Below are 19,493 nucleotides of genomic sequence, written 5' to 3'. Positions count from 1 at the left end.
CGCCCATGCCCGACAGGCCGCCCGCGCGCGTGCCCCGAAACGGCATGGCGAGCGCCATCGTCGTGGCGCTGGTGCTGTCCGCGGTGTACGCGGTCGGCCAGATCCTCTTCTGGACCGCGCCCGAACTCACCTCGCGCTCGCCCTGGATCAAGTTCTTCCTGCTGCCCGCGCCGAAGCCCTTCCAGGTGACACGGGTCCTGCTCCCGATCGGCTGGGGTGTCGCGGGCGTGATCGGCCTCGGCCTGCTGCTCACCCGGCGCGGCAGCGCCCCGGAGGCGGGCCCCGGGGCACGCTCCATGGCGGAACGGACCGTGCGCGTCTGCCAGTTCGGCATCCTCGGTGCCCTGCTGCTGCCGTTCACGGCGATGCCGCTCGCCACCGCGTTCGGCAACCTGCCCCAGCTGCTGCTCTGCCTGCCCACCACCCTGGCGGCGCTGCTCCTCGTCCACCGGGTGCAGCTCTACCGGCGGATGCCGGGATGGCTGCTGCTGACCGGCTTCGGGTGGGGGGCGCTCATCGGCGGCGGGTTCGGCCTCGTCATGATCACCTGGTTCCAGCGGACCATGCCCGGCTACTTCATGTCCCGCTACTGGGACCGCCCCCAGGACAGCGTCCGCGAGCTCTACACCCTGTTTCCGCTCAACACGGCCGTCGTGACGGAGCTGGGCAAGGCGGCCGGGGTCGCCGTCCTCTTCCTGCTCTTCAGGCGCCACATCGACGGCGTGGTCTCCGGAGTGGTCCTCGGCGCGGCCGTCGGACTCGGGTTCAACCTCACCGAGACGGTCCACTACCTGGGCTTCGTCAACCCCGAGCACCACTTCACCCAGTTCTGGGACCGGCAGGTGGTCGGGCTGATGGCGGCCCACGTGGCGTTCACCGCGCTCGCGGGCGCCGGGATCGGCGCGGCCCGCTGGCTGCCGGCGCGCCGGGACCGGCTGCTCGCCGTCGGAGGCGGACTCCTGGCCGCCGTGGGCGGGCACTTCGAGACGGACGTGATGCTGATGCATCTCGACAACCACAGGGCGGACTGGTACGGCGACGAGACCCTCGGTCTGCTCGTCGGGATCCCGGTGATGACGGCCATCACCTCGGGGCTGTTCGTGGCGCTGTACGTGCTGCTCCTGCGGCGCGGGCTCAAGGCCCAGGCGGCGGGGCTGGCCGACGCGCTGCGCGCCGAGGCCGCCTCCGGCCACGGCGCGGTCACCGAACCGGAGATCGACCTGCTGCTCTCGCCGCGCCGTCGCCTCCTGCTGGAACTGCGCGTATGGCGCCGGGACGGCACAGCGGGGCTGCGTCATCTCCTGCGGTTCCAACAGGCGCAGCTCGATCTCGCCGTCCAGCGCCGGCACCGCGCACGTCCCGGTGCCGACTCCTTCATCCCGCCGGAGGGGCGACTGCGGGACCGCGTACTGGAGTTGAAGGGCGCCCCCACGACCTCGCAGACACCTTCGCTGCCCGCCCGGGAGGCACTGTCATGACCGGCCCCCGCATCGCACGGCTGTCCGCCCTGGCCACCGCCACCGCGACGCTCGTCCTCGGCACCCCCGCGCCCGCCTCGGCGGAGTGCGCGGCCCCCACGTACCACGGCGGCCTGCCCCTCCACGTCGGCGAGTGCCCCGAGGCGGTCGCCGGCGGTGCGTCGGCCGGGGTGTGGGCGCTGCTGCTCCTGGCCGCCGGGGTGTGGCTCGCGTCGGCGCTGTCCCGGTCGCGGGGCGGCACGGACGCCGATCTGACGGTGATCGACGAGGTGTTCAGCCAGAACGCGCAGGACACGGCCGTCGAGCCGACGGCACCGGAAGGCGGACGGTGATGGAGTCGCGCACCCGGCACACACGGTTCGCGCACCCCTGGGCGCGAGGGCTGACGGCGCTGCTTCTGGCGCTGCTGGTGTCGCTGGGCGCGACGCCTCCCGCAACGGCCGACGGCGAGCGGCCGCCCGGGGCGGCACAGGGGCGCGACCTCTCCAAGACGTGGGAGAACCCGCTGCTGGCCCCGCCGCTCGAACCCGTCGAGCAACTGCGCTTCGAGCTCTGGCGCAGGCTGCCCAAAGCGGACAAGGACCTGGCGTTCGACCGGTACCGCAACGGCGCGGCCGTCTTCCTGGACCCGACGAAGCTGGACTACGACGACCAGATCAAGCCGCTCCTGTACGAGACGACCACCTTCAGCTCCATGGGCAGCGAAGCATGGACGGCATCGATCGTGCCGCTCGATCCGCTGCGGGACTATCTGAAGCCCGGGGCCGTGCGGCGGCTGGACCAGGCGGACGTGAGCCGCCTCCTCACGGTCAGCGCGTTGAACATCCAGAAGTCGAAGCATTCCGAGGCCGTCCTCCAACGGGTGCTGGACAAGTACCACATCGGTGGAGGGGTGGTGCTCCTCGGCAGCTCCGAACGGCAGCAGTGCTCGAGGTGCGCCCGCTTGTACGCCCCGGAGACACCGACGGCCTACGGGCGCGCGTACGACCTCAGCGTCCGGGAGTGGGCACAGCGGGCGAAGGACATCACCCAGGCACGCAAGGCCGTCGCGCAGCTGGGCCCCGAGGCGGAGCTCAAGGCGGAGAAGAAGGTGAAACGCAAGTACGAGCGGCTGCGGAAGCTACGCAACGGCACGGCCCTGGACAAACTGGTCACCGACCTCGACGAGGTGCAGAAAAAGCATCTGGTGGAGCTGGGCGACGAGCCCCCCGCCTTCTCCGTCGCCCGGACCTGCCCGCACCAGGGCAGCCAGTCCCTGCGCCTTCGGCAGACGACGGTGCTCGCGGCGGCGGCCAAGGCCGCCGGGCCTTGCGACGAGGCAGAGGACTCCGCCGCCGCCAAGGCCTCCGCCGGCTCCGCCACCGGCCTGGGCAGCGTGCTCGCCTCCCCCGGTATGGGCACCGGCGGCATCGACTTCTCCAGCATGGAGCTGCGCTACCTCTCGGACCCCGGCGACGGAAGCGGCCTGCAGTACTCGTTCAGCGCCGACTTCGAACCGCTGAAGGGAGACGCCCGCACCGCCACCGGACGCGGGGCCGTGTCCCAGAGCTCCGACGCCTTCTTCGTCTGGCTCTCCCTCACCCCCCAGGACTTCTGGGTCAACCTGAACCCCGACGAGCCGGACCGCATCGTCGACGACCGGCTGGGGCGTACGGACGCCGGACGGGTGCTGCTGGAGGCCGATCTGCGGATGAAGAAGACCGTCGGCAAGCTCATCCATCCCCACAGCGCGCTCGGCCGGAAGTTCTGGGAGGGGGTCCGGGGCGACTGCATGTCGTTCCGCAACTGGATCCTGCCGGCGCCCGCGTCGGTCCACCAGGACGGGGACAGGCTCTACATCCTCGACGCGCCACTCGACGTCCAGATGGAGACCCAGTACCTGAAGGACAACGGGGTGTCGTCCGCGCCCTCGTGCCCCGAGCAGGACCAGGCCACCGAGGACCACAACGAGGCGCACTTCCGCCGCCTGATCCTCCCCGAGCTCAAGGAGGCCATCAACACCGCCCCCGAGTACGCCGCGCTGCGCCGCGTGTATCTCGCCCGGGTCGCCGCCGAGTGGTACCGCGACCTGAGCCTGACCAAGAAGACGACGTACGGCGACCTCATCGACAGCGGCGACATCGACGCCTGGCGGACCGCCGACGGCTGGCAGCCCACGGACACCTTCGACCGGTACGTCGACTCGTACACCAAGGGCGAGTTCAAGATCACCGACAGGACCACCAGCGGTGACACCACCTATGTACGCAGCTACGTCTATGGCGGCGTCGACCTCACCGACATCCCGGTCAAGGAAGTCGCCGACGAGCGTTTCACGGCGGACTTCGCCGGGCTCTCCGAGCGCGTCGACCGTTCCCTGAACGCGCCGTCGGCCGCCGACGGGGACGAGACCGTCTGGCTCGGCTCACCGACCCCGCGCCAGGCGGCAGGGCTGGCCCCTCCCGAGGAGCCCGTGTCCCTGGGCACGTGGGCGCTGCGTCTGCTGCCCGCACTGCTCGTCCCGCTGCTCGCCCTGCTGTGGTGGCGCCGGCACCGCCTGAACACCGGCTCCCAGGCAAGTCCCCTGCGCCGGGCCGCCGTTGGCGGACGAAGGCGGTGAGGCAGGGGGCTCTCCTCGTCGGTCGGCCGGGAACTCGGTCAGGGCTTGCGGCCGAGTCCGCCATGCTGCCCGATCGGCCGGGCGGCCTCCTCGCCCGGCTCCGGGTGCCACAGCGGGACGGAGACGATGCCGGGAGCCACCAGGTCCAGGCCCTCGAAGAAGGCCGCGATCTGGTCGACGGGGCGGAGGAAGTACGGGACGGCGCCGGTCTCGTTGTAGGCGTCCTGGGCCTGTTCGTAGGCCGGGTCGGTGCCTCGGGAGCCCTCGTTGAGGGAGAGGTGGCTGCCGGAGGGGAGGCCGGCCAGGAGGCGGCGGACGAGGTCGCGGGCCTGGTCGTGGTCGGCGACGTGGCCGAGGATGCCGCTGAGGATCAGGGCCGTGGGGCGGGTGAGGTCGAGGGTCCGGGACGCCGCCTCGAGGATCTTGTCCGGCTCGTAGAGGCTCAGGTCCTCGTACGCCGTCGCGCCCTGAGGGGTCGACGTCAGCAAGGCGCGGGCGTGGGCCGAGACCAGGGGGTCGTTGTCGACGTAGACGGTCCTCGACTCGGGAGCGAGGCGCTGGGCGACCTCGTGGGTGTTGTCGGCGGTCGGGAGCCCGGCGCCGACGTCGAGGAACTGGCGTACGCCCGCCTCCGTGACCAGGTACCGGATGCTGCGGCCCAGGAAGGCGCGGCTGCTGCGGGCGATGGTGACGATGCCGGGGAAGACGGCGGTGTAGGCGTCGCCGGCCGCCTTGTCCACCGGGTAGTTGTCGCTGCCGCCCAGCCAGTGGTTCCAGATGCGGGCCGAGTGCGGTACCGAGGTGTCGATCTCCGTCATGGGCCCATGGTGCTACGGAAGGTCCGGCTCGCAGGGCACATTGAGGGAGAGAAGTGCGGCGGATCCGTCGGTTCTCACGAGGAGTTCACTGATCGCCGCGTTGCGCAGCCGCGGGAACACTCTGCGGTACTCCCCGGCCGGGATCGACAGCAGGGTGCACAGCACCAGGCGGAACAGGGTGTTGTGGGCGACGACGAGGACGCGTTCGCCGGGGTGGGCGGCGGCGATGCGGCGCAGGGCGGCGGCACCGCGGTCCGCGGCGGTGGCCGGGTTCTCCGCCTTCGGGAACGGGTGGGCCACCGGGTCGGTGCGGAAGGCCTCCGCGGCCACCGGGTCCTCGGCCGCGAACTCCGCGAGCGTACGGCCCTCCAGTACGCCGAAGTCGCATTCGCGCAGGCCGGGTTCGCGGTGCGGGGTGAGGCCGAGGGCCCGGCAGGCGGGGTCGGCGGTGGCCACGGCGCGGGAGAGGGGGGAGGTCCAGATCGCGTCGACCGGGTGGGCGGCGGCCCAGCGGCCGAGGGCCTCGGACTGGGCGCGGCCGGTGTCTGTGAGGGGGATGTCGCTGATGCCGGCGTAGCGGTTCTCGGCGTGCCAGATGGTTTGGCCGTGGCGGGTGAGGAGGAGGGTCGTGGCTGGGGTCATGGGCGGTCCAATGGCTCGGCGTGGGGGTTGAGGTCGAGGTGGGTCGCGCAGCCCGGCGCTGGCGGGGTGCCGCCTGCGCCCACCCGTGCCGCCCTAGGCGGCACGAATGCCCGCAGCTGGGCGGGACGGCTGCCGCAACTGGGCGGGACCGCTGCCCCAAGCTGGGCGGAGCGGCTGCCCGCAGCTGGGCGGGACCGCTGCCCGTAGGCTACGCGGATTCGACGTCCAGGCGGGTCCGCGCGTGCGCTGCGACCTGCGGTGGCAACCAGCCGCGTGTCGTCAATTCGTCGAGGAGTCGGGCGTACGGCTCGGCGAAGCGGGCGGTGCGGTCGGGGTGGGGTTCGACGGTCACGCCGGTGCGGACCATGGCCTCCGCGGCCTCCGGCAGACCCGGTGCCGCGCCCGCGCCGTACGCCGCCAACGCGGCCATCCCCAGGGCCGGTTCCGTCTGCTGCGGTACGCGGGCCGGGCGGCCCAGGATGTCGGCGCGCAGCTGGTTCCAGTACGGGCTGCGGGCGGCGCCGCCCGTGAAGGTGAGAGGGCCGTCGAGGGGGGCGCCCAGGTAGTGCAGGTAGTCCAGGCACAGGCGTTCCGTGAAGGCGACGCCTTGCAGGAGCGAGGCCCACAGGTCGGCGTCGGACTCCGGTTCGCCCAGGACGAGCGCGGAGGCGTCCGGGGCGAGGAACGGGAAGCGCTCGCCGGGGGACACCAGGGGGTAGGTGATCGCGCCGGACGGCTCGTGCGCGGCGGCCGACGCGTCCATGGCCGCCGGGTCGGCGCCCGGGAACGCCGCCGTGAGCACGCCCGCGCCCACGCTGGAGGCGCCGCCGGGCAGCCAACTCCCGTCCGGCGCACGGTGGTTGTAGACCACGCCGGTCGCGTCCCGGACCGGCGTCGCGGACGCGCCCTTGAGGACCAGCGTGGTGCCGAGCACCGAGTTCCAGGAGCCGGGGCGCAGGGCGGCGGAGGCGATCTGGGCCGCGCAGCCGTCGGTCATCCCGGCGATGACGGGCGTGCCGGCGGGGATGCCGGTGGCCTCGGCGGCCGTCGGGGCGACCTCGCCGAGGGGACTGCCGGGGCGTACGACGTCGGGGAACGCCCGGTCGGGGAGCCCGAGTCGGGGCAGCGCGGCCGGCCAGGCGTCGCGCTCCAGGTCGTAGCCGGTCTTGAGGGCGTGGCTGGAGTCGGCCGGGGGGAGTTCGCCGGTGAGGAGGGAGACGATCAGGTCCGGCTGGTGGGTGATCCGGCCCTGGCCGTAGGTCTCGGTCAGCCACAGCGCCTTCGGCAGCGCCCAGGTGTCCTGCACCGCGAGCCCCGCCGCCCGCGCCCGCGCCGCCTCCTCGGCGGCGCGCCGGTCGTCGTACATCAGGGCGGGGCTCATCGGCCGCCCCGCCCCGTCCGTCAGCAGCACGGTCCCGGACGTCCCGCACACCGCGAGCGCCCCGACCCGTACCCGGGCGTGTCCCAGGAGTGCGGCCCGGGACGCCGCGCACAGCCCCTCCCACCACTCCCCCGGATCCTGCTCGTGCCGCACCCCGTCCCGCCGCCCGGCGAGCGGGGCCGAGCCGCTGCCGAGGACGGTGCCGTCCCCGGTGACCAGCAGGACCCGGACACTCTGGGTCCCCAGGTCGATCCCGAGCCACGCCTCCCGCTCGTCCGCCATCCGGACCTCCTGCCTTTTTTGGTCGTTCGCCTCCGGTGTGCCCCTCCGGCTCACTCCCGAACATCTCGATCCGTGAACTTCTCACTCTGCACTGAGATTTTCCCTTGCGCGAGGGATTGACGCCCAACTTCCGCCGTTCCACCCTCTGTTAACGAGTCGACTCGCCGTGTCAACCCCGAGCACCCGGATGGCCGAACCCCACGTGGAGGTCACGGATGGACATGCACGCGCACGATCGCCGCCGCTTCCTCGCCCTGACCGCCGCGGCCGCCGCGACCCCGCTGCTCGCGGCCTGCGGGGCCGGATTCGGGGGTGACGACGACAAGAGCGACGGCTCGGCCGCCGACGACGTCACCGGCTCCTTCGACTGGAAGCGGGAGAAGGGCACGACCGTCAAGGCGCTGCTCAACAAGCATCCGTACACGGACGCGCTGATCGCCGACCTGAAGTCCTTCACCGAGAAGACCGGCATCAAGGTCGAGTACGACGTCTTCCCCGAGGACAACTACTTCGACAAGCTCACCGTCGACCTGTCCAGCGGGCGTGCCTCGTACGACGTCTTCATGCTGGGCGCCTACATGGTCTGGCAGTACGGCCCGCCCGGCTGGCTGGAGGACCTCGGTCCCTGGATGCGCAACTCCTCGGCGACCGGCGCCGACTGGGACCAGGCCGACTTCTTCCCGAACCTCCTCCAGGCCGACCAGTGGTCCCTGAAGGCGGGCGCGCCGCTCGGGCAGGGCGGGCAGTACGCGCTGCCGTGGGGCTGGGAGACCAACGTCGTCGCCTACAACACGGACGTCTTCAAGAAGCTCGGCCTCAAGCCCGCCGAGACCTTCGACGAGCTGCGCGACATCGCCCGGACGATCAAACAGAAGGCCCCCGGCGCCGGTTTCGACGGCATGTACGGGATCGCCGTACGGGGATCGAGGAGCTGGGCCACCATCCACCCCGGCTTCATGACCATGTACGCCCGCAACGGGCTCAAGGACTTCACAGTCGAGGGCGGGAAGCTCACACCCGCCATGAACACCCCGAAGGCCGTCGCGTTCACCGAGGACTGGGCCGGCATGGTCAAGCAGGGCGGGCCGCCGTCCTGGACGTCGTACACCTGGTACCAGTGCTCCAGCGACCTCGGCGCGAAGAAGGCCGGGATGCTGTTCGACGCGGACACGGCGGCCTACTTCCAGGCGGTCGAGGGCGCGAGCCCCGCCTCCGGGAAGATCGCCTTCCACCCCGGTCCGAAGGGCCCGGACGGGTCCCTCGCGACCAACATGTGGATCTGGTCGCTCGGCATGAACGCCAAGAGCAAGAAGAAGAGCGCCAGTTGGCTGTTCCTCCAGTGGGCGACCGGCAAGGAGCACCTGCTCAAGAGCGCGATCACGCACAACCACATCGACCCGGTACGGAAATCGATCGCCGACGACGCCGCCTACAAGAACAAGATGAACAACCTCCCCGGCTTCATCGAGACCTTCGAGGCCGTCGTCGACCAGACGAAGATCCAGTTCACCCCGCAGGCGCAGTTCTTCGACGCGACCACCAGCTGGGCCTCCGCCCTTCAGGAGATCTACGGCGGCCAGGGCGCGGGGTCGGTGCTCGACGGGCTGGCGGGCGACCTCGCCGACAAGGTGGGCTAGCGCGATGGGATGGCGGCTCAACCTGCGCCCGTACCTCCTGATCGTCCCCGCCCTGCTGCTGACCTGCGGGATTCTCTACCCTTTCGGACTCGGCCTCTACTACACGCTGTTCGACTTCTCGGCGAGCAAACCCCAGCCGGACATGGTGCGGTTCGAGAACTACGAGACCGTCTTCACGCAGGAGGCCTTCTGGAACTCGGCGTGGGTGACGGTGCTGTACGCCGTCGGGGCCGCCGCCGTCGAGACGGTGCTGGGCGTGGCCGTCGCCCTGCTGCTGCACCGGTCGACGATCGTCGGCCGGGTGCTGGAGAAGATCCTCATCCTGCCGTTGATGATCGCCCCGGTGATCGCGGCGATCATCTGGAAGCTGATGCTCCAGCCGTCGGTCGGGGTGATCAACTACCTGCTGAGACCCTTCGGCCTGGGCGGAGTCCAGTGGACGGACACCCCGACCGGCGCGCTGCTGTCGTCGATCGCGGTGGACGTCTGGGTCTACACCCCGTTCGTGGCGATCCTCGCCCTCGCCGGCCTGCGCTCGCTGCCCACCTCCCCCTTCGAGGCGGCGGCCGTTGACGGGGCGGGCTGGTGGTACACCTTCCGGCGGCTGACGCTGCCGATGCTGTGGCCGTATGTCCTGGTCGCGGTGATCTTCCGCTTCATGGACTCGCTGAAGGTGTTCGACATCATCTACGCCCTGACCGAGGGCGGCCCGGGTGACTCCACCGTCGTCCTGCAGATCCGGGCGTACCTGGAGGCGATCCGCTTCCAGCGGTACTCGTTCGGGATCAGCTACACGATCGTGCTGTGGGCCGTGGTGTATCTCGCCGCGATGGTGCTGGTGAAGCACCTGGGGAAGATCCAGCGGAAGGCGGCGGAGGTGCCTGCCAAGTGAGCCGAACGACCTCGAAGAAGCGCCTGTTGGGGTGGCTCGCGGACGCCGCCCTCATCCTCTACTTCATCTTCGCGCTGTTCCCGATCGCCTGGATGGTGATCCTCTCCCTGAAGCCGACGAACGAGCTCTTCTCGACGTACTTCTCCTTCTCCCCCACCCTCGACGGCTACCGCACGGTCCTCGGCGACAGCGAGGGCATCCCGTTCGTCCGCTTCTTCGTCAACAGCCTGGTCGTGTCGCTGGGCGCGGTGGCCCTGTCGCTCCTTGTCGGCCTTCCGGCGGCGTACGCCTCGGCGCGCTGGCGGTTCAAGGGCTCGGAGAACCTGATGTTCACGCTGCTGTCGTTCCGGTTCGCACCCGAACTGACCGTGATCATCCCGCTGTTCGTGCTGTACCAGAAGCTCGGCCTGTTCGACACGTACGTCGGCATGATCTGGGTCCTCCAGCTGGTCACCCTCCCCCTCATCGTGTGGATCATGCGCTCGTACTTCGCCGACCTCACGCCCGAGCTGGAGCAGGCGGCGCTGCTGGACGGCTACAGCCGCAAGCAGGCGTTCTTCAAGGTGGCGATCCCGCTGGTCAAGCCGGGCATCGCGGCCGTGTCGCTGCTGGCCTTCATCTTCGCCTGGAACAACTTCGTCTTCCCCCTCATCCTCACCTCCAACGAGGCCCAGACCGTGACCGTGGGCGCCCTGTCCTTCCTGGGCGGCGACCGGCCCAAGTACAACCTCACGGCCGCCGCCGCCCTCGTCTCCGTCGTACCGCCGCTGCTGCTCGCGCTGACGATCCAGCGGTATCTGGTGCGGGGGCTGTCGTTCGGGGCGGTGAAGTCATGAGCCCGGCCATCGCGCTGCGGGAGATCCACAAGACGTACGGGAAGACCACGGCCCTGGACGGGCTCGACCTGGAGGTCCGGGAAGGCGAGTTCTTCTGCCTGCTCGGCCCGTCGGGAGCCGGGAAGACGACGACGCTGAAGACCGTCGCCGGACTCGAACTCCCCGACTCCGGCACCGTCGAACTCGACGGCAAGGACATGCGGGGTGTCGAGCCGTACGACCGTGGCGTCGCGATGTGCTTCGAGAGCTACGCCCTGTACCCGCACAAGTCGGCCTACGACAACCTGGCCTCGCCGCTCCGCTCCCCGCGCCACCGCCTCCCCGCCGCGCAGGCACGGGAGCGGATCGGCGAGATCGCCGAACTCCTCGGCATCTCCGCCCTGTTGGACCGCCCCGTCGGCCGGCTCTCCAACGGTCAGCGGCAGCGCGTCGCCCTCGGCCGGGTCCTGGTCCGCCCCGCCCGCGCCTTCCTCCTCGACGAGCCCCTCTCCCACCTGGACGCCAAGCTGCGCCAGCAGATGCGGGCCGAGCTGAAGGCGATCGGGGCGGTGCAGCGCACGACCACCCTCTACGTCACCCATGACTCCGTCGAGGCGCTGGCGCTCGGCGACCGGATCGGGGTGATCCGGGGCGGGCGGATCGTGCAGACGGGGACGCGGGAGGAGATCTGGTACCGGCCCTGCGACACGGAGGTGGCGCGGGCCTTCGGACGGCCGCGGATCAATCTGCTGCCGGGGACGGTGACGCAGGACGGCGGGTTCCGTTCGGCGGACGGGGAGATCGAGCTGCCGGTCGGTGCGCAGGCGGCTCCCGGCACCGACGTGCTGATCGGGCTGCGGCCCCGCGACATCACCCTGCGCGGCCCCGGTCACCGGCTCACCGGCACCGTCTATGTCACCGAGGTGCTCGGGCGGTCGGTCGAGGTCACCGTCCGGCTGGGCAGGCAGCAGGTGTCGCTGGTCGCCGCGCGCTCCGACACGACCGGGCTGCGGCCCGACGATCCGGTCCGGCTGTCGGTCCGGCCTGAGAACCTGCTGCTGTTCGAGGCCGACCGGCCGGAGCGCCCAGGACGACGGATCGAGAAACGATGAACAACAACAGCGCACAGCAGGGTCCTGCCGCCCGCCAGGCCGCCATGGCCGAGCGGGTGCTGGCCGACGGTTCGGCGACGGCCGCCGAGCTGGCCGAGCGCTTCGGGGTGAGCCTGATGACCATCCACCGGGACCTCGACGAGCTCGAACGGCAAGGCATCGTCAGGAAGTTCCGGGGCGGAGTGACGGCCCAGCCCTCCGGTGTCTTCGAGTCGAATGTGCAGTACCGCCTGAAGACCATGCGCGCCGAGAAGGCCGCCGTCGCCGACCGCGCCCTGAAGCTGATCGAGCCCGGCATGGCGATCATGCTGGACGACTCCACGTCCACCCTGGAGATAGCCCGCAGGCTGCGCCTCGGCGAGGTCACCCCGCTCACGGTCGTCACCAACTTCCTGGAGGCGATCAACCTCCTCTCCGACCAGCGCGGCATCCACCTCATGGCGCTCGGCGGCGACTACGACCCGCTGCACTCCTCCTTCCTCGGCGTGTCCTGCGTCGAGGCGATAGAGCAGCTGCGCGTGGACGTCTGCTTCGCGTCGACGTCGGCCGTGCGCGGGGGCTACGCCTACCACCAGGAGCAGCACATCGTGTCGGTGAAGCGGGCCATGCTCGACGCGGCCGCCCGCAACGTCCTGCTGATAGACCACACCAAGCTCGCCAGGGTCGCCCTGCACCGGGTGGCCCCCCTCTCCCGCTTCGACCTGCTCCTCGTCGACGACGGGGCGTCGGCGGAGGCGCTGCGGGACCTGGACGAGCACAAGGTCACCTACGAAGTCTGCGCGAAGGCAGCGACCGTGACGAAGGGCAGCGATGACCGAGCTGGAGCTACGTGACCTGCGCAAGACCTATTCGGCCCGGGGCCGCCCGGCCGTGGACGCCGTACGCGGCATCGACCTGGCCCTGCGCTCCGGCGAGCTGCTCGGCCTCCTGGGCCCGTCGGGCTGCGGCAAGTCCACCACCCTCCGCATGATCGCCGGCCTGGAGACGGTGACCGGCGGGGACATCCTGGTCGGCGGGGCGTCGGTGACCGCCCGCCCGGCACAGCAGCGCAACATGGGGGTCGCCTTCGAGAACTACGCCCTCTACCCGCCCCTCACGGTGGCGGAGAACCTGGCCTTCGGCCTGAAGGCACGGCGCCGAGCCGACCGGGGCGACGTCGACCGCAAGGTCAAGGACATCGCCGAACGCGTGGACCTCACCGCCATCCTCGACGCCCGCCCCGCCGGCCTCTCCAGCGGCCAGAAGCAACGGGTCTCCCTGGCCCGCGCCCTGATCCGCGAACCGGACGTCCTCCTCCTCGACGAGCCCCTCTCGCACCTGGACGCGGCCCAGCGCGACACGACCCGCCGCGAACTCAAGCGCATCCAGCGCGACCTGGGCCACACCACCATCCTGGTCACCCACGACCAGGAGGAGGCCCTCTCCCTCGCCGACCGGATCGCCGTGATGAAGGACGGCGTGATCCAGCAGCTCGGCACGCCGTACGAGATCTACGACAGCCCGGCCAACGTCTTCGTCGCGGACTTCGTCGGCGAGCCCGCGATCAACCTCCTGCCCGGCATCGCGGACGGCGACGGCCACGCCCGCCTCTCCGACACCCTGCGGATCGCCGTGCCGGTGCCGGTGGCGGCAGGCCGGGAGGTGGTGGTCGGCATCCGCCCCGAGGACCTGAGCCTGACCGGCGCCGACGGCCTGCCCGCCCGCGTCGTCGCCCACGAACCCCTCCTGGAGTCGGGCATCGCGACCCTCACCCTCGACGGCGTCGAACGCCCCCTCGTCGTCCTCACCGACCCCGAGGTACGCCTCGCCCACGACGACCGCGTCCATGTCACCGCCGACCCTCACCTCACCCATGTCTTCGACGCCGAGACGGGAGACTCCCTGCGTTGACTTGCTCCCCCTCCTGAAGAAGGGGGGTCCCTACGGCTTACGCCACAGGGCTTCCTGCTTCGTCGCCGACTGCCCGCCCGGAGTGCTCCGTTGAGGTCTTACACCGGCTCCACAGGCCGACACCGCCAGCCCGGCGGCCAGAAGGTTCTTCGCCGCGTTCTCGTCGCGGTCGTGGGTCGTGCCGCAGTCGCACGTCCAAGTGCGAACGTGCGGCGGCATCGTGTCCTGGAGCCGTCCGCAATTCGAGCACAGCTTGGAGGAGGGGAACCAGCGGTCGACAGCGATTACTTCGCGGCCGTACCACTGAGCCTTGTACTCGAGCATGCTGCGGAAATCGCTCCATGCCGCGTCACTGATAGCGCGGGCAAGCTTGCCGTTCTTCAGCAGGTTCCGAACGGTGAGGTCCTCGATCACGATCGTTTGGTTTTCACGAACGAGCCGAGTAGTGAGCTTGTGCAGCGTGTCGCGGCGGCGGTCGGCGATACGTGCATGGATACGGGCAACCTTCCGCCGTGCCTTGGCCCGATTGGCGCCGTCGCCCTCGGCTTTGCGGGACAACTCTCGCTGCGCCTTGGACAGGCGGCCACGATCCTTGCGCTCATGCCGGGGGTTGGTGATCTTCTCCCCAGTCGACAGCGTCAGCAGGTGGACCGATCCGGCGTCCACACCGACCGCCGTTTCCGTGAAGGGAAGCGGCTGGACGGCCGGGTCCTCGACCAAGAGGGACACGAACCAACGTTCGGCCGCGTCCTGGGACACGGTCACCGTCGAGGGCTGCGCCCCCTCGGGCAAAGTGCGGGACCACACGATGTCGAGCGGCTCCGCCATCTTCGCCAGCGTCAGCTCGCCATCACGGAAACGGAACGCACTGGTGGTGTACTCGGCGGACTTGCGGGACTTTTTCCGCGACTTGAACCGCGGGTACTTGGTGCGCTTGGCGAAGAAGTGAGTGAACGCCGTCTGCAAGTGCCGCAGGGCCTGCTGGAGTGGGACGGACGAGACGTCGTTGAGGTAGGCCAGTTCCTCGGTCTTCTTCCACGCCGTCAGCATCGCCGACGTCGCGTTGTAGTTGATCCGCTCCTGCCGCAGGGCCCACGCTTCCGTGCGGGCCGCGAGCGCCAGGTTATAGACCTTTCGCACGCACCCGAACGTGCGCGACAGCTCTGCTGCCTGCGCGCCAGTCGGATAGAAGCGGTACTTGAACGCCCGCTTCGCATTCATGGCCTTCACAACTCACAGATAGCGGCGCAACTTGTAATGGGCTGCCAGGCTTTGGAAAGGACAGCGAATGACCGAACCGGTACGAATTGTGGCCGCCGGTGACCACTTCGTCCTGCCGTCGCTGATCACGCGGGCGGTGGAGCATGAGGCGGAGCGGGCGACCGTGAAGGAGCTGAAGCTCGGCTGGCCGCTGGAGCCGTTCGGGCCGGTGGCCGAGGTTCAGGAGGCCAGTGACGCCGAGGACGAGATGATCGAGGCTCTGGCCGGGGCGGAGGTCCTGATCACGCAGATGGGGCCGGTTACCGAGAAGGTCCTCGCCGCCTGCCCGGATCTGAAGCTGGTCGTGGTGTGCCGGGGCGGCCCGGTGAACGTCAACCTGGACGCGGCCAAACGGCGCGACGTCCGCGTCTGCTACGCCCCCGGCCGCAACGCCGCCGCCACCGCCGAGTTCACCGTCGGCCTCATGCTGGCGGCCCTGCGCCGCATCCCCCAGGCCCACGACCTGCTGGCCCGGCAGGGGAGCTGGGAGGGGGCGACCTACTACACGTACGAGCACAGCGGCCTGGAGCTGGAGGACCTGCCGGTCGGGCTGGTCGGCTACGGGGCGGTGGGCAGCAGGGTGGCGCGCGTGCTGTGCGCGTTCGGGGCGCGGGTGATGGTCTACGACCCGTACGTCCACCATCACGAGATCCACGGCCTGCGGATCGGCTCCCTCGACGAACTCCTGCGCCGCTCCCTGGTGATCACCCTGCATGCCCGCCTCACCGCCGAGACCCGAGGCCTGATCGGCGCCCGGGAACTCGCCCTGCTGCCGCAGGGCTCGGTGGTCGTGAACGCGGCACGGGGGCCGTTGCTGGACGAGGAGGCGCTGTGCGCGGCCCTGGAGAACGGCCACGTGTCGGCGGCGGCCCTGGACACCTACGTACAGGAACCGCTCCCGCCGCACTCACGCCTGCACGCCCTGGCCGACCGCGTCGTCCTGACCCCGCACCTGGGCGGGGCGTCCCGTGCGGTGGCGGAGAAGGCGGCGGCGATCGCGGCGGCGGAGGTGGGCCGCTGGGTACGGGGGAGCCACTCGCTCACTGCCTCACCTGAGGACCTGTCGGGCCGGGTGAGAGCAACATCAACGCCGGTGGGACCCCGGCCAACGCCGGTGCGTGCCCACCAACATGACTGGGCCGACGACACCGGCCGCGAGGGAGCCGTAGGGGCGCGCGCCGGAGGCGACCGAGCCAAACATTCGGCACGCCGGCTGCAAAAAGCACGGCACAGCCGACCGAGCAAAGAAGTGGGTGGGAATGTACGTCGGTATCGATGTAGGCACGTCCACGGTGAAGGCCGCCGCGTTCGACCCCGAGGGCCGTGAACTGGCCGTCGCCGCCCGCCCGGTGGCCCTCGCCCTGCACGGCGGCGTCGTCGAGCAGGACATGGACGAGCTGTACGGCGCGGTCGTGGCCGTACTCCGCGAGGTCACGGAGCGCGCCCCGGGGCCGGTCGAGCTGGCCGGTTTGACGGGCCAGGGCGACGGCGTGTGGCTGGTCGACGCGGAGGGACGTCCGGTGCGCCCCGCCGCCTCCTGGATGGACGGCCGCGCGCACGAACTCGTCGACCGCTGGCTGGCGGACGGCACCTTCGAGACGGTCTTCCGGCGCACCGGCAGCGCCATGTTCCCGGGCTGCCCGGGCCCGCTCCTCGCCTGGCTGGACAGTCACGAGCCGAAGGCACTGGATGCCGCGAAGGCGGCCCTGTACTGCAAGGACATGGTGTTCCAGCGGCTGACGGGGGCAGGTCCGACAACGGACGTCTCGGACGCGTCGATGCCGTTCCTGGACCCCCGTACCCGGACGTACGACAACCGGGTCGTGGAACTGCTGGGCCTGACCCACCGCCGAGGCCTCCTCGCCCCCGTCAGCGACCCGATCGCGACGGCGCGGACCCACGCCGCGGGCGAGGGCCTCCCGCCCGGCACGCGCCTCGCGAACGGCCCGTACGACCTGCCGGCCTGCGCACTGGGCGCGGGGGTCACGCGACCCGGCGACGGTCTCCTCATCGTCGGCACCTGTCTGGCCAGCCTCGTCGCGACGACCGACCTCGACCTGACCGGCGAACCGGCCGGCCTGTACATCAACACGGACCGCCCGGGCCACTGGCTGCGCGCGATGCCCGCGATGGTCGGTACGGCGGCGCTGGACTGGGTGCTGTCGACGACGGGCGTCCGGCACGAGGAGGTCGACGGCCTGCTGGCCGAGACGCCCCCCGGGGCGAACGGCGTACGCGTCCTCCCGTACTTCGCGCCCTCCGGCGAACGGGCCCCCTTCGTCGAGCCCCGCCTGCGCGCCGAACTGACCGGCGTCTCCCTGGAGTCGACCCGCGCCGATCTGGTCCGGGCGACCTGTGAGGGCATCGGCTACGCGGCCCGGCACTGTCTTCAGGCGGCGGGGCTCACCGGGACGCTGGCGGTGTGCGGTGGCGGTACCCGCAGTCCTGCCTGGATGCGGCTGCTCGCCGACGTGCTCGGGCGGCCGCTCAGGGTCGTCGAGGGCGAGGTGGGCGCGCGGGGGGCGGTGCTGGCGGCGGCCGAGCGGTACGGGGTGGCGCTGGACGTGGCGGCGTGGACGCAGCCGACGGCGGTCGTCGAGCCGGACGGGGGGCGGGCGGCGTACTACACGAAGGGCTACGAGGAACACCTGACCCGGCTGGCGGAGGCGCGCGGCCGGGCACGCGCGTGAACGTCCGGACGAAGAAAGGAAGTTGCATGCACCCGAGACGTAGATCCCTGCTGCTCGCGGCCGTCGGCACCACGGCGGCCGCCACCGTGCCCACGACGGCGACCGCGGCCGGCGATTCCCGCCCTCCAGGGCGGCCGGTCGTCATCGGCCACCGCGGCGCCGCGGGCTGGCGCCCCGAACACACGGCGGCTTCCTACACATACGCCGTGCAGAGCGGCGCCGACTGGATAGAACCGGACCTCGTCCCGACGAAGGACCACGTCCTGGTCGTCCGGCACGAGAACGAGATCTCGCAGACGACGGACGTGGCGTCGCACCCGGAGTTCGCGGACCGCCGTACGACGAAGACGGTGGACGGGCGGTCGGTGACCGGCTGGTTCACGGAGGACTTCACGCTGGCGGAGCTGAAGTCGCTGCGGGCGGTGGAGCGGCTGCCGCTGGTCCGCAACCGCAACACCGTGTTCGACGGCCGCGAGGAGGTGCTCACCTTCCAGGAGGTGGTCGACCTCGCGCGCCGGCTGTCGAAGGCATACGGCCGTACGGTCGCCGTCTTCCCGGAGACGAAGCACCCGACGTACTTCCGCGGGCTGGGCCTGCCCCTGGAGCCGAGGCTGGCGGAGGTGATCCGCCGCAGCCGCCTGGGCCGGCGCGAGTGTGTCGTGCAGTCCTTCGAGCCGACGAGCCTGCAGCGGATCGCGGCCGAGCGGCTGGGGGTGCCGCTGTGGCAGGCGCTGGGGACGACGGGTGGGCCGTACGACCTTGTCTCGGCCGGTGATCCGACGACGTACCGGGACATGATGACGCCGGCGGGGCTGGCGCGGATCGCCGAGTACGCGGAGTGGATCGGGCCGGACAAGTCGTCGCTCGTCGGCACACCGGTCCTCGCGGACGCCCATGCGGCGGGGCTGCGGGTGGGGCCGTACACCTTCCGGGCGGAGAACCAGTTCCTGCCTGCGGACTTCCGGCGCGGTACCGGAGCGAACGATTTCGGGGACGCCTTCGGGGAGTACGCGGTGTACTACGGGATGGGAGTCGACGCGGTGGTGACCGACTTCCCCGATCTGGCGGTGATGGCTAGGAGGGGCTGATGTTTTTCCGGGACAAGCACTGCCGGACGTGTGGTGGCAGCCGCACGCAGGTGTTCAGGCCGCTCACCCGCGACGAGCTGGAAGCGATCAAGGCGGACCGTGGAGACCTGTGGCGCTGTACCGCCGAGGGCTGCCGGTGGTACCAGCCCTGGTACAACCGGAGCGGCGGCGGCCTGCTCCCGGAGGAGTTGAAGATCCAGCCCGCCGCCACAGAACCGGTGTGAGCCCTAAAGGTTGCTGAAGTCCGGCCCCTTGGTACGGGTGCGCTTGATCTCGTAGAACCCCGGTACGGAGGCCACGGCGAGGGTGCCGTCCCACAGCTTCGCGGCGTCCTCGCCCTTGGGGGCGGGGGTGACGACCGGGCCGAAGAACGCGATCTGCTCGCCGTCGGCGCCGGGGACGGCGATGACGGGGGTGCCGACCTCCTGGCCGACCTTCTCGATGCCCTCCTTGTGGGAGGCGCGCAACTGCGGCTCGTAGGGCGTGCTGTCCCAGTGCTCCATGAGGGAGTCCGGCAGGCCGACGTCCTTCAGGGCGGCGGCGACGGTCTCCTTGCCCGGGCCCTCCTCCTTGTTGTGGATGCGGGTGCCGAGCGCGGTGTAGAGGTCGCCGAGCACCTTGGCGCCGTGCTCCTCCTGTGCCGCGATGACGACCCGGACGGGACCCCATGCCTTGGTCTCGAGCAGTTCGCGGTACTGCTCGGGCAGTTCGTCGAGCTTGTCCTCGTTGAGGACGGCCAGGCTCATGAGATGCCAGCGGACCTCTATCTCGCGGAGCTTCTCCACCTCCAGCACCCAGCGCGAGGTCATCCAGGCCCAGGGGCACAGGGGGTCGAACCAGAAGTCGACGGGGGTCTTGTCCGACATGTCTCTCCTCAAGGGGAAGCGTTTCCCGGGGAAACGTTCCTGG

General features: G+C 70.8%; 18 protein-coding genes. 13 read left to right on the top strand and 5 right to left on the bottom strand.

Features of this window, described 5'->3' with window-relative positions:
* Positions 1-5: 5 nt before the first annotated feature.
* From QQM39_RS30270 to QQM39_RS30260, 3 genes are read left to right on the top strand one after another with little or no spacing between them, the layout of a single operon-like run.
* Positions 6-1,478 (top strand): PrsW family glutamic-type intramembrane protease, encoded by a 1,473-nt coding sequence (locus tag QQM39_RS30270; protein ID WP_302000718.1) that lies wholly within the window; start codon positions 6-8, stop codon positions 1,476-1,478.
* Entirely contained in the window at positions 1,475-1,810 is a 336-nt protein-coding gene (locus QQM39_RS30265) for a hypothetical protein (protein ID WP_302000717.1), read from the top strand. The genes QQM39_RS30270 and QQM39_RS30265 overlap by 4 nt, the downstream gene beginning before the upstream one ends.
* Entirely contained in the window at positions 1,810-4,077 is a 2,268-nt protein-coding gene (locus QQM39_RS30260) for a hypothetical protein (RefSeq protein ID WP_302000716.1), read from the top strand. Before QQM39_RS30265 ends, QQM39_RS30260 begins: the two co-directional genes overlap by 1 nt.
* A 38-nt stretch (positions 4,078-4,115) precedes the next feature.
* On the opposite strand, the gene QQM39_RS30255 is transcribed toward QQM39_RS30260, so the two are convergent.
* The 3 genes from QQM39_RS30255 to QQM39_RS30245 all read right to left on the bottom strand — a co-directional run bounded on the left by QQM39_RS30255 (position 4,116) and on the right by QQM39_RS30245 (position 7,200).
* Positions 4,116-4,895 (bottom strand): SAM-dependent methyltransferase, encoded by a 780-nt coding sequence (locus tag QQM39_RS30255; RefSeq protein ID WP_302000715.1) that lies wholly within the window; start codon positions 4,893-4,895, stop codon positions 4,116-4,118.
* A gap of 12 nt (positions 4,896-4,907) precedes the next feature.
* Positions 4,908-5,537 carry a histidine phosphatase family protein gene (locus QQM39_RS30250; protein ID WP_302000714.1) on the bottom strand — a complete coding sequence of 210 codons (630 nt, stop codon included), beginning with the start codon at positions 5,535-5,537 and terminating at the stop codon, positions 4,908-4,910.
* Positions 5,538-5,745: 208 nt separating this feature from the next.
* Positions 5,746-7,200 (bottom strand): FGGY-family carbohydrate kinase, encoded by a 1,455-nt coding sequence (locus tag QQM39_RS30245; RefSeq protein WP_302000713.1) that lies wholly within the window; start codon positions 7,198-7,200, stop codon positions 5,746-5,748.
* Positions 7,201-7,415: 215 nt separating this feature from the next.
* Here QQM39_RS30245 and QQM39_RS30240 point away from each other — a divergent pair, with 215 nt between their 5' ends.
* From QQM39_RS30240 to QQM39_RS30215, 6 genes are read left to right on the top strand one after another with little or no spacing between them, the layout of a single operon-like run.
* Positions 7,416-8,837, top strand: a complete 1,422-nt coding sequence (locus tag QQM39_RS30240) for a sugar ABC transporter substrate-binding protein (protein ID WP_302000712.1) — start codon at positions 7,416-7,418, stop codon at positions 8,835-8,837.
* Positions 8,838-8,841: 4 nt separating this feature from the next.
* Entirely contained in the window at positions 8,842-9,729 is an 888-nt protein-coding gene (locus QQM39_RS30235; RefSeq protein ID WP_302000711.1) for a carbohydrate ABC transporter permease, read from the top strand.
* Positions 9,726-10,565, top strand: coding sequence for a carbohydrate ABC transporter permease (locus tag QQM39_RS30230; protein WP_302000710.1), 840 nt, complete (start codon positions 9,726-9,728; stop codon positions 10,563-10,565). The genes QQM39_RS30235 and QQM39_RS30230 overlap by 4 nt, the downstream gene beginning before the upstream one ends.
* Positions 10,562-11,656, top strand: a complete 1,095-nt coding sequence (locus QQM39_RS30225; protein ID WP_302000709.1) for an ABC transporter ATP-binding protein — start codon at positions 10,562-10,564, stop codon at positions 11,654-11,656. The genes QQM39_RS30230 and QQM39_RS30225 overlap by 4 nt, the downstream gene beginning before the upstream one ends.
* Positions 11,653-12,489, top strand: a complete 837-nt coding sequence (locus tag QQM39_RS30220; RefSeq protein WP_302000708.1) for a DeoR/GlpR family DNA-binding transcription regulator — start codon at positions 11,653-11,655, stop codon at positions 12,487-12,489. Before QQM39_RS30225 ends, QQM39_RS30220 begins: the two co-directional genes overlap by 4 nt.
* On the top strand, positions 12,467-13,546 hold the full coding sequence (locus QQM39_RS30215; RefSeq protein ID WP_302000707.1) for an ABC transporter ATP-binding protein: 1,080 nt from the start codon (positions 12,467-12,469) through the stop codon (positions 13,544-13,546). The genes QQM39_RS30220 and QQM39_RS30215 overlap by 23 nt, the downstream gene beginning before the upstream one ends.
* 30 nt (positions 13,547-13,576) lie before the next feature.
* Here the strand turns inward: QQM39_RS30215 and QQM39_RS30210 are convergent, their stop codons facing one another.
* A complete protein-coding gene (locus QQM39_RS30210) occupies positions 13,577-14,767 on the bottom strand; it encodes an RNA-guided endonuclease TnpB family protein (RefSeq protein WP_302003777.1) in 1,191 nt (396 codons plus the stop codon).
* Positions 14,768-14,834: 67 nt separating this feature from the next.
* Here QQM39_RS30210 and QQM39_RS30205 point away from each other — a divergent pair, with 67 nt between their 5' ends.
* Genes QQM39_RS30205 through QQM39_RS30190 form a run of 4 tightly spaced genes read left to right on the top strand, consistent with a single transcriptional unit; the run spans position 14,835 to position 18,808 of the window.
* Positions 14,835-16,133, top strand: coding sequence for a 2-hydroxyacid dehydrogenase (locus tag QQM39_RS30205; RefSeq protein WP_302000706.1), 1,299 nt, complete (start codon positions 14,835-14,837; stop codon positions 16,131-16,133).
* Positions 16,066-17,496, top strand: coding sequence for an FGGY-family carbohydrate kinase (locus tag QQM39_RS30200; protein ID WP_302000705.1), 1,431 nt, complete (start codon positions 16,066-16,068; stop codon positions 17,494-17,496). Before QQM39_RS30205 ends, QQM39_RS30200 begins: the two co-directional genes overlap by 68 nt.
* A 26-nt stretch (positions 17,497-17,522) precedes the next feature.
* Positions 17,523-18,584, top strand: coding sequence for a glycerophosphodiester phosphodiesterase family protein (locus QQM39_RS30195; protein ID WP_302000704.1), 1,062 nt, complete (start codon positions 17,523-17,525; stop codon positions 18,582-18,584).
* Complete coding sequence (locus QQM39_RS30190; RefSeq protein ID WP_302000703.1) at positions 18,584-18,808, top strand: hypothetical protein; 225 nt, start codon at positions 18,584-18,586, stop codon at positions 18,806-18,808. The genes QQM39_RS30195 and QQM39_RS30190 overlap by 1 nt, the downstream gene beginning before the upstream one ends.
* Positions 18,809-18,811: 3 nt before the next feature.
* On the opposite strand, the gene QQM39_RS30185 is transcribed toward QQM39_RS30190, so the two are convergent.
* Positions 18,812-19,450, bottom strand: coding sequence for a DsbA family protein (locus QQM39_RS30185; RefSeq protein WP_302000702.1), 639 nt, complete (start codon positions 19,448-19,450; stop codon positions 18,812-18,814).
* Between the last annotated feature and the right edge of the window lie 43 nt (positions 19,451-19,493).

Origin of the sequence: Streptomyces sp. DT2A-34, assembly GCF_030499515.1 — a bacterium.
In the GTDB taxonomy this organism is placed as follows: domain Bacteria; phylum Actinomycetota; class Actinomycetes; order Streptomycetales; family Streptomycetaceae; genus Streptomyces.
Note: the sequence above shows the minus strand (reverse complement) of the source record. Positions and strands in the feature narration are given on the sequence as shown.